Source organism: Macromonas nakdongensis (assembly GCF_002837145.1).
Taxonomy (GTDB): domain Bacteria; phylum Pseudomonadota; class Gammaproteobacteria; order Burkholderiales; family Burkholderiaceae_C; genus Macromonas_B; species Macromonas_B nakdongensis.
The window spans coordinates 1-8,642 of sequence record NZ_NWMV01000091.1; the positions used below are offsets into that span (position 1 = coordinate 1).

General features: G+C 70.1%; 9 protein-coding genes and 1 pseudogene. 7 read left to right on the forward strand and 3 right to left on the reverse strand.

Going from position 1 to position 8,642, the window contains the following annotated elements:
• Positions 1-127 precede the first annotated feature (127 nt).
• The 7 genes from CON77_RS11875 to CON77_RS11905 all read left to right on the forward strand — a co-directional run bounded on the left by CON77_RS11875 (position 128) and on the right by CON77_RS11905 (position 6,691).
• Entirely contained in the window at positions 128-1,384 is a 1,257-nt protein-coding gene (locus CON77_RS11875) for a FimV/HubP family polar landmark protein (protein WP_101049408.1), read from the forward strand.
• Between the two features lie 17 nt (positions 1,385-1,401).
• Positions 1,402-2,193: a tRNA pseudouridine(38-40) synthase TruA gene (gene truA, locus CON77_RS11880; protein WP_101049410.1), complete on the forward strand. Its 792-nt coding sequence runs from the start codon at positions 1,402-1,404 to the stop codon at positions 2,191-2,193.
• Positions 2,190-2,864, forward strand: a complete 675-nt coding sequence (locus CON77_RS11885) for a phosphoribosylanthranilate isomerase (RefSeq protein ID WP_101049412.1) — start codon at positions 2,190-2,192, stop codon at positions 2,862-2,864. The genes truA and CON77_RS11885 overlap by 4 nt, the downstream gene beginning before the upstream one ends.
• A 117-nt stretch (positions 2,865-2,981) precedes the next feature.
• A complete protein-coding gene (trpB, locus tag CON77_RS11890; RefSeq protein WP_101049414.1) occupies positions 2,982-4,271 on the forward strand; it encodes a tryptophan synthase subunit beta in 1,290 nt (429 codons plus the stop codon).
• Between the two features lie 4 nt (positions 4,272-4,275).
• Positions 4,276-5,094: a tryptophan synthase subunit alpha gene (gene trpA, locus CON77_RS11895; RefSeq protein ID WP_101049416.1), complete on the forward strand. Its 819-nt coding sequence runs from the start codon at positions 4,276-4,278 to the stop codon at positions 5,092-5,094.
• Positions 5,095-5,163: 69 nt separating this feature from the next.
• On the forward strand, positions 5,164-6,036 hold the full coding sequence (accD, locus tag CON77_RS11900) for an acetyl-CoA carboxylase, carboxyltransferase subunit beta (RefSeq protein ID WP_101049418.1): 873 nt from the start codon (positions 5,164-5,166) through the stop codon (positions 6,034-6,036).
• Between the two features lie 22 nt (positions 6,037-6,058).
• The gene (locus CON77_RS11905; RefSeq protein ID WP_101049420.1) at positions 6,059-6,691 is read left to right on the forward strand and encodes an LON peptidase substrate-binding domain-containing protein; all 633 of its coding nucleotides are present in this window, start codon (positions 6,059-6,061) and stop codon (positions 6,689-6,691) included.
• Positions 6,692-6,739: 48 nt separating this feature from the next.
• Here CON77_RS11905 and CON77_RS11910 read toward each other — a convergent pair whose 3' ends face one another.
• The 3 genes and pseudogenes from CON77_RS11910 to CON77_RS11920 form a co-directional block, all read right to left on the reverse strand.
• Complete coding sequence (locus CON77_RS11910; RefSeq protein WP_101049422.1) at positions 6,740-7,312, reverse strand: DUF2894 domain-containing protein; 573 nt, start codon at positions 7,310-7,312, stop codon at positions 6,740-6,742.
• Positions 7,305-7,958 (reverse strand): OmpA family protein, encoded by a 654-nt coding sequence (locus tag CON77_RS11915; protein WP_101049424.1) that lies wholly within the window; start codon positions 7,956-7,958, stop codon positions 7,305-7,307. Before CON77_RS11915 ends, CON77_RS11910 begins: the two co-directional genes overlap by 8 nt.
• Positions 7,955-8,642, reverse strand: a pseudogene (locus tag CON77_RS11920) (DUF802 domain-containing protein); the annotation flags it as partial. The gene CON77_RS11915 and the pseudogene CON77_RS11920, both read right to left, overlap by 4 nt.

Genomic DNA, 8,642 nt, shown 5'->3' on the forward strand with positions numbered 1-8,642 from the left:
CGCACCCCCCCCGGCCCCCGAACCAGCCCCCGCCCCGCCGCCAGCGCCCGCCGCACCGCCCCCCCCGGTGGCGCCGTCTCCGCCCGCACCGGCAGCGGCCTCGCCCCTGGGTTTCCTGAACGATCTGATGGCCCACCCGCTCGCCGTGCCGGCGGCCGGTGGCTTGGCCGCCCTCCTCGGGGTGCTGGCCCTGGTGCGTCTGCGTCGGCGCAAGGCCTCCGAGCCCCCACCCCAGGCCGACGCCGAGGACTCCAGCTACGTCGGGGCCGAAGGGCAATCGGTGGACACCAGCGAAGACGCGCCGGTGTCGTCCATGATGTATTCCCCGAGCCAACTGGACGCCGGCGGCGATGTCGACCCGGTGGCCGAGGCCGACGTCTACCTGGCTTACGGCCGCGACAAGCAGGCCGAGGAAATTCTGGTGGAAGCCTTGCGCCTCCACCCCGACCGGCTGCCAGTGCGGGCCAAGCTGCTGGAAATTTATGCCCAGCGCAACGACGTCGCGGCCTACAACGAAGGCGCCCAGGCCCTGTACGACCTGACCTTCGGCGAAGGCCCCGAATGGGCCCAGGCGCGCGACACCGGTCTGACGCTCGACCCCGAGAACCCCTTGTACCTGCACGGCCCGGCGCCTTCCACCGAACCGCTGCCCCCCGCAGACCCGGCCACGGCCGCGGCGACCGTCGACCTCGCCTTCGACACCCCCGACACCGCGCCCGAACCGCTCCCGGCCCTCGACCTGCCGGTCATGGCGCCGACCGCCGACACCCCGGCCCCCACGCCGGTCGAGGCCGAACCGCCGGCGGACGGTGGCATCGATTTCGACTTCGATCTGACCACCCCAACACCGGCCGCGGCCCCCGAGGCGGCACTGGACTTCGACCTGGACCTGACCGACGCCACCGCAGCGGGCACGCCCGAAGCCACGCCAGCGGCCGACGAAGTGCCGAGCTTCGACCTGGACCTGACCGCTGTGGACCCCGGACCGGCGCCCACCCCGGTGAACACCGAGGCGCCCGCCCCCCGCGCCACCGACGACCTGGGCTTCGACTTCGACGTGAGCGAGGCACCGGTTGCGGCGCCGGCCAGCGAACTCCCTGCCGACGTGCGCGACCTGTCGCTGGACCTCGACCTGGAGCTGGACCGCCCCGACGCGGCAGCCCCGGCCAGCGACAACCCGTTGGCCGACTTCGACGACCTGTCCAGCCTGGAGGTAGACGAAGGCGGCAGCGCCGACCCGCTGGAAACCAAGCTCTCGCTGGCGCGCGAATTCGAGGCCATCGGCGACACCGACGGCGCCCGATCCCTGGCCGAAGAGGTGGAAGCCGAGGCCAGCGGCGACCTGCAGGCCCGCGCCCGCGCCTTCCTGGCGCAACTGGCCTGAACCATGGCCCGACCGGTTTGAGGATCGCGCTCGGCATCAGCTACCTGGGCACAGGCTACCAGGGCTGGCAAAGCCAACCCAGCGGCCTGACGGTGCAAGACCGGCTGGAAGCAGCTTTGGCGCAGTTCGCCGACGTGCCCGCCATCGCCACCGTCTGCGCCGGCCGCACCGACGCCGGCGTGCACGGCCTGATGCAGGTGGCCCACTTCGACACCGAGGTGCAGCGCCCGGCCAACGCCTGGGTGCGCGGCACCAACCGCTACCTGCCCGCCGACATCGCGGTGCAATGGGCCCAGCCAGTGCCCGACGCCTTTCATTCGCGCGCCGCCGCCGTGGCGCGCCGCTACGCCTACGTGGTGCTCGAATCGCCGGTGCGGCCCAGCCTGGAGACCGGGCGCGTCGGCTGGGTGTTCCGCCCACTCGACCGCGCGGCCATGGAAGCCGCGGCGCAACACCTCGTTGGCGAACACGACTTCACGTCTTTCCGGGCGGCGCAGTGCCAGGCCCTGTCGCCGGTGAAGGAGTTGCGCGCCATCCGCATCGCACGGCGTGGCGCCTACTGGCGCTTCGACTTCGAAGGCAATGCCTTCCTGCACCACATGATCCGCAACATCATGGGCTGCCTGCTGATGGTGGGCCAGGGCCTGCGCCCGCCCGAGTGGATGGCGCAGGTGCGCGACGCCCGCAGCCGCGAGGTCGCCGCCCCCACCTTCGCGCCGGACGGGCTGTATTTTTTGGGGCCGGTGTACGCCGCCGATTGGGGCCTGCCCGACCACGCCCCCCCTTACGACTGGCTGCCTGGCACATGAAACGCACCCGCATCAAGATCTGCGGCCTGACCCGCGAAGCCGACGTGCGCCACGCCGTCCAGGCCGGCGCCGACGCCATCGGCTTCGTGCTCTACCCGCCCAGCCCGCGCGCCGTCACGCCCGAACGGGCCGGCGAGCTGGCGCGCGAGCTGCCGCCCTTCGTCACCCCGGTGCTGCTGTTCGTCAACGCCAGCGCCGCCGAGGTGCAGGCCGGTCTGCAAGCCGTGCCCCACGCCCTGCTGCAGTTCCACGGCGACGAAACCCCGGCCCAGTGCGAGGCCCTGGCCCAGGGCCGCCCCTATGTGCGCGCCGCCCGCGTGCCCCTGGGCGATGGCGCGCGGGGATTTGATCTCCTAAAATACGCAGCAGATTTCAGCCACGCCCAGGCCTTGCTGCTGGACGCCCAGGTCCAAGGCTACGGCGGTGGTGGACACGCTTTCGACTGGACAGCCTTCCCGTGGTCACACCCGCAACTAAACGCCAGCGCTCGCCTCGTTTTGTCTGGTGGGCTCACACCTGCAAATGCGACCGATGGCGTGCGCTTGGTGCGCCCCTGGGCGGTTGACGTGAGTTCGGGCGTGGAAAGCGCCAAAGGCATCAAGAGCCCGGACCTGATCGACCGCTTCGTGGCCGCTGTGCGCCGGGCTGATGCCGAACCCGCTGCAGACTGAACGCCCTCCCCCGCGCACCCCGCCGCCGTCACGGCCCCCAGACCCGCGCCGCTGGCGCAAACCACCTCCCCAGCGGGCGCTGGCCTCCACCGCCCCACCCTCTTTGAAAGCCGAACCATGTTCGAATACCACCAACCCGATGCCCAGGGCCATTTCGGCCCCTACGGCGGCAGCTTCATCAGCGAGACGCTGACCCACGCCATTGCCGAACTGCGCGAGGCCTACGCGAAATATCAGCACGACCCCGGCTTTTTGGCAGAGTTCAAATACGAATTGGCCCATTTTGTTGGACGTCCCAGCCCCATTTACCACGCCGCGCGCACCAGCCGCGAAATGGGTGGCGCACAGATTTTCCTCAAACGCGAAGACCTGAACCACACCGGCGCGCACAAGATCAACAACGTGATCGGCCAGGCCATGCTGGCCAAGCGCATGGGCAAACCGCGCGTGATCGCCGAAACCGGCGCCGGCCAGCACGGCGTGGCCACCGCCACCATCTGCGCCCGCTACGGGCTGGAATGCGTGGTCTACATGGGTGCCGAGGACGTGAAACGCCAAAGCCCCAACGTCTACCGCATGAAGCTGCTGGGCGCCACCGTGGTACCGGTCGAATCGGGCTGCAAGACGTTGAAAGATGCGCTGAACGAGGCCATGCGCGACTGGGTGACGAACGTGGAAAACACCTTCTACATCATCGGCACCGTGGCCGGCCCGCACCCCTACCCCATGATGGTGCGCGACTTCCAGAGCGTGATCGGCGAGGAATGCCTGAAACAGATGCCCGACATGCTGGACAGCCTGCACCTGGCCGGCCAGCAACCCGACGCGGTGGTGGCCTGCGTGGGCGGCGGCAGCAACGCCATGGGCATTTTCTACCCCTACATCCCGTTCGAAGGCACGCGCCTGATCGGCGTGGAAGCCGCGGGCGAAGGCATGGACACGAACAAGCACTCCGCCTCGCTGCAACTGGGCCAGCCCGGCGTGCTGCACGGCAACCGCACCTACATCCTGCAGGACGACAACGGCCAAATCACCGAAACCCACAGCATCAGCGCCGGGCTGGACTACCCCGGCGTGGGCCCCGAACACGCCTGGCTGAAGGACATCGGCCGGGCCGAGTACGTGGGCATCACCGACACCGAGGCGCTGGAGGCCTTCCATTACCTGTGCCGCACCGAGGGCATCATCCCCGCGCTGGAATCCAGCCACGCGGTGGCCCATGCTTTGAAGCTGGCCAAGACCATGCGGCCGGACCAGTCCATCCTGGTCAACCTGTCGGGCCGGGGCGACAAGGACATCGGCACCGTGGCCGACCTGTCGCAAGCCGATTTTTATTGCCGCCCCAGCTGCCGTGGCCAGTCCGTCAAGGGCGGCGCCGAGCAGCCCGTGACCCTGATGAAAGCCTGACGCCATGAGCCGCATTGCCCACACCCTCCAGGCCCTGCAAGCCCAAGGCCGCAAGGCGCTGATCCCCTACGTGACCGCCGGCTTCCCCTACGCCGACGTGACGCCCGAGCTGATGCACGCCATGGTGGCGGCGGGTTCGGACATCATCGAACTCGGCGTGCCATTCTCCGACCCCATGGCCGACGGCCCGGTGATCCAGAAGGCCGGTGAAAAGGCGCTGACCTTTGGCGTGGGCATGGCCCAGGTGCTGGCCATGGTGCGCGCCTTCCGCCAGCAGGACGAGCGCACCCCGGTGGTGCTGATGGGTTACGCCAACCCGGTGGAACGCTACGAACTCAAGCACGGCGCCGGCAGCTTCGCGCGCGACGCGGCCGCGGCCGGCGTGGACGGCGTGCTGATCGTGGACTACCCGCCCGAGGAATGCGAGGCCTTTGCCGCCGCTTTGAAGCAGCACGGGCTGGACCTGATCTTCCTGCTGGCCCCCACCAGCACCGACGAGCGCATGGCCCAGGTGGGCCGCGTGGCCAGCGGCTACGTGTACTACGTGTCGCTCAAGGGCGTGACCGGCGCCGGCCACCTGGACACCGATGCGGTGGAGGCCATGCTGCCGCGCATCCGCCGGCACGTGAACACCCCGGTGGGCGTGGGCTTTGGCATCCGCGACGCGGCCACCGCCTGTGCCGTGGGCCGCAGCGCCGACGCGGTGGTCATCGGCACCAAGATCATCCAGCTGATCGAGCACGAAACCCGCGAGAACGTCGCCCCGGTGGCGGGCGCCTTCCTCGCCGGCATCCGCCAGGCGCTGGACGGCTTGCGCGCATAATGTCGCCCATTCGCGAGCGCCCCACCCCACCCGGTGGGCGGCGCTCCCTGTGACCAGCAAGGAGAAACCATGTCCTGGCTCGAAAAACTGTTGCCCCCCAAGATCACCCACACCGACCCGGCCGAGCGCCGCAGCATCCCCGAGGGGCTGTGGATCAAGTGCCCGAGCTGCGAAGCGGTGCTCTACAAGACCGACCTGGAAAAGAACCAGAACGTCTGCCCGCACTGCTCGCACCACCACCGCATCGGGGCGCGGGCGCGGCTCAACGCATTCCTCGACGCCGAAGGCCGCTACGAGATCGGCCAGGAGGTCATCCCGGTCGATGCGCTCAAGTTCAAGGACAGCCGCAAATACCCCGAGCGCCTGAAAGAAGCGCTGGAAGCCACCGGCGAGACCGATGCGTTGGTCGTCATGGGCGGGGCGGTGCACACCCTGCCGGTGGTGGTGGCGTGTTTCGAGTTCGACTTCATGGGCGGCTCCATGGGCTCGGTGGTGGGCGAGCGTTTTGTGCGCGGCGTGGAAAACGCCATCGAACAGAAGGTGCCCTTCCTGTGCTTCACCGCCACCGGCGGCGCGCGCATGCAGGAAGGCCTGCTGAGCCTGATGCAGATGGCCAAGACCAACGCCGCCCTCACCCGCTTGGCCAAGAAGGGCCTGCCCTACATCAGCGTGCTGACCGACCCGACCATGGGCGGCGTGTCGGCCGGTTTCGCCTTCGTGGGCGACGTGGTGATCGCCGAACCCAAGGCCCTGATCGGCTTTGCCGGCCCGCGCGTGATCGAAAACACCGTGCGGGTGAAGCTGCCCGAGGGCTTCCAGCGCGCCGAGTTCCTGCAGCAAAAAGGCGCGGTGGACTTCATTTGCGACCGGCGCGAGCTGCGCGGCACCGTGGCCAACGTGCTGGCCATGCTGCAGCGCCAGAGCGCCGACGCGGTGGCCTGAACCACCCGGCCCGGAGGGAACCATGCACATCCCGCTGTTTCCACTGGGCACGGTGTTGTTCCCCGGCGGTTTTCTGCCGCTGCAGATCTTCGAGGTGCGCTACCTCGACATGGTGCAACGCTGTCACCGGGAGGGCAGCCCCTTCGGAGTGGTGACCTTGCAGCAAGGCCACGAGGTGCAGCAGCGCGACCCGCAAGGCGGCGAGGGGTTTGTGCGCGAGTCCTTCCTGCCGGTGGGCACACTGGCGCGCATCACGACGCTACAGCAACCGCAACCCGGCCTGCTGCAGATTGCCTGTGAAGGCGGCGAACGCTTTCGGGTGGTGCGCAGCGAAAAACTGGCCCATGGTCTGTGGATGGCCGACATCGAAACCTTGCCCGCCGACGCGCCTGCGCCGGTGCCCCCGGAACTGGCGGGCATGGCCACGGCCCTGCGCCACCTGCACGAGCGCCTGCGCGCCGAACAACCCGGCCTGTTGCCGGCGCTGCCCGCCGATGGGCCCCAGTGGCAGGACGCCGGCTGGCTGGCCCACCGCTGGGCCGAGCTGCTGCCGCTGCCCGCCGAGGCCAAACACCACCTGCTGGCACTGGACCATCCCCTGTGGCGCCTGGAATTGGTAGGCGACGCACTCGACCAACTCGGCGTGCCGCACTGACACCCGCCAACCTGGGCCAGGCCTGAACGGCCGTCCCGCTGCCCGGCCTCAAGCGCGCGAACGGGCGCGCCGGGCAGGCTTGCCCTGGCCCCCCCCCTGGGCCGCCGGCCACTGCAGCTGCTCCAGCCACAACAGTGCCTCCAACTGGGCCAGGTAGCGGCTGAGGTAGACCGGTGACAGGGCGCGCATCTGCTCCAGGGTGTGCAGCACCAGCCGGTGCGAGTTCAAGGGGCCCGCCTGCTCGGGCGCACGCGCCAGGGCCTGCGACACCTGCAGCTCGGCCGCCGCCTGGGACCAGGCCCGACGGAAGCCGGCCAGGTTTTTCATCTCGGGCAGGGCAGCGGCACCCCCAGGAACGGGTACGTCCGCCGCGTGGTGCGACGGGCGCAAACCGGCGTTCAGCGCCCGCAACGCGGTCAAACCCGGGGGCGTGGCACCGGTGGGCGGCTGGGCCGCCATGGGCGCCATGGCCCCATCGACCAGATCGCGCCGGCCAGGCCAGCCTTGCTGGACACGCGCCTGCAGCCGGGCTTGCACCGCAGCCGGCGCACCTTGGGCGCGCCGCAGCAGGGCCTCGCGGCAACGCTGCCGCCACGCGTCGGTGGCCAGGGACTCACTCATGGCCGAGCTGCGGTGGCGGTGCCCCCCGGGGCACGGGCGCCATCTCCACCCGCCGGTTCAAGGCCCGGCCGGTCTCGCCGGCGTTGGACGCCACCGGCTGCTCGGCCCCGAAGGCGGCGGCGAACACCTGGGCCGGGGCCATGCCCTCGTCAATCAGGGCACGCGTCACCGTCAGGGCGCGCTGGGCCGAGAGTTCCAGGTTGTCGGCGAAACGGCGGTTGCTGTCGAGCACCGGGCGGTCGTCGGTGAAACCGCTGACCATCAGCATTTCCTGGCGCTCGCGCAGGTAGACCTGCAACGGCGGCACCAAGCTGCGCAGGAGCTGCCGCCCCTCGGGGTGCAACTGGTCGGAGTTGAGCGGGAACAACACGCTGCCGCTGATGCCGATGCGGCCGTTGGCCAGCGTCACACGGCCGGTTTCAAGGGGGATGGCCAGGGCCTTTTCCAGCGCGACGCGGCGTTGCTCCGCCTCCCGGCGCTTCTGCACCTCGGACGCCAGGCTCGCCATGAGGTCCATCTGGACAACCAGCACACCCACCAGGATCAGCACGAAGGCCCCCAACAGGCCGGCCATGAGGTCGCCGAACACGGTCCACACCGGCGCGTCGAACTCGACCCCCTCGTCGTGCCCGTGGCGATCGATCACGGCGCCCCCCCTTCGGCCCGACGCAGGCGCCGCAGATCGTCCAGAATGCCTTGCTGCGAGGCGATGCTGAGGTCGATGACCTCGCGCGCCTGGGCCACGTAGTAGGCCAGTTGCTCGTCGCTGCGGGCCAGGGACTGAGCCAGCGCCGTTTCCACGCGCTGCAGGCCGGTGACCAGTTCGGCGTTGCTGGCCTGGAACAGCTGCATGCCGTGCTGAAAGGCCTCGCCCAGGCTGGCCAGTTCGAGGGCGCTGGCCTGCACCTGGGTGCTGGCCTCGCCGAGGGCGCCGGCTTGCCGGTCGAGCAGCCCGCTCCAGCGTTCGCCGGTCTGGGCCACGGCGGTCTGCGAAGCCGTGGCCAGGGTGGCCACCGACTGGCGCTGTTCATCGGCCGACTGGCGCACCGCGGCCAGCACGTCCTGCACCTGGGCCAGCAGCTCGGTGCGCTCCTGCAGCACCCGGTTGTCGCGTTCGGTGAACCGGGTGCATTCTTCGCGCAGGCGGCCCATGACCTCGGCCGCGGCCTGGGGCACTTCGGCCACGGTGTGCAAGAGTCGGCCCAAGGGCGCCTCCAGCGCGGTGCCCAGCGTGGCCAGCTGCTCGGCCATGGCGCTTTGCAGCCCCCCCAGTTGCGCCACGGCGGCGGCGCTGCGGGCGGCTTCGGCGTCGCGCAGGGTGGCCAGCTCC

Excerpts from the sequence above, each read along its gene's own strand:
- CON77_RS11875 (WP_101049408.1), top strand. The coding sequence starts at position 128 with ATGGCCCACCCGCTCGCCGTGCCGGCGGCCGGTGGCTTGGCCGCCCTC.
- CON77_RS11885 (WP_101049412.1), top strand. The coding sequence starts at position 2,190 with ATGAAACGCACCCGCATCAAGATCTGCGGCCTGACCCGCGAAGCCGAC.
- trpB (WP_101049414.1), top strand. The coding sequence starts at position 2,982 with ATGTTCGAATACCACCAACCCGATGCCCAGGGCCATTTCGGCCCCTAC.
- trpA (WP_101049416.1), top strand. The coding sequence starts at position 4,276 with ATGAGCCGCATTGCCCACACCCTCCAGGCCCTGCAAGCCCAAGGCCGC.
- accD (WP_101049418.1), top strand. The coding sequence starts at position 5,164 with ATGTCCTGGCTCGAAAAACTGTTGCCCCCCAAGATCACCCACACCGAC.
- CON77_RS11905 (WP_101049420.1), top strand. The coding sequence starts at position 6,059 with ATGCACATCCCGCTGTTTCCACTGGGCACGGTGTTGTTCCCCGGCGGT.
- CON77_RS11910 (WP_101049422.1), bottom strand. The coding sequence starts at position 7,312 with ATGAGTGAGTCCCTGGCCACCGACGCGTGGCGGCAGCGTTGCCGCGAG.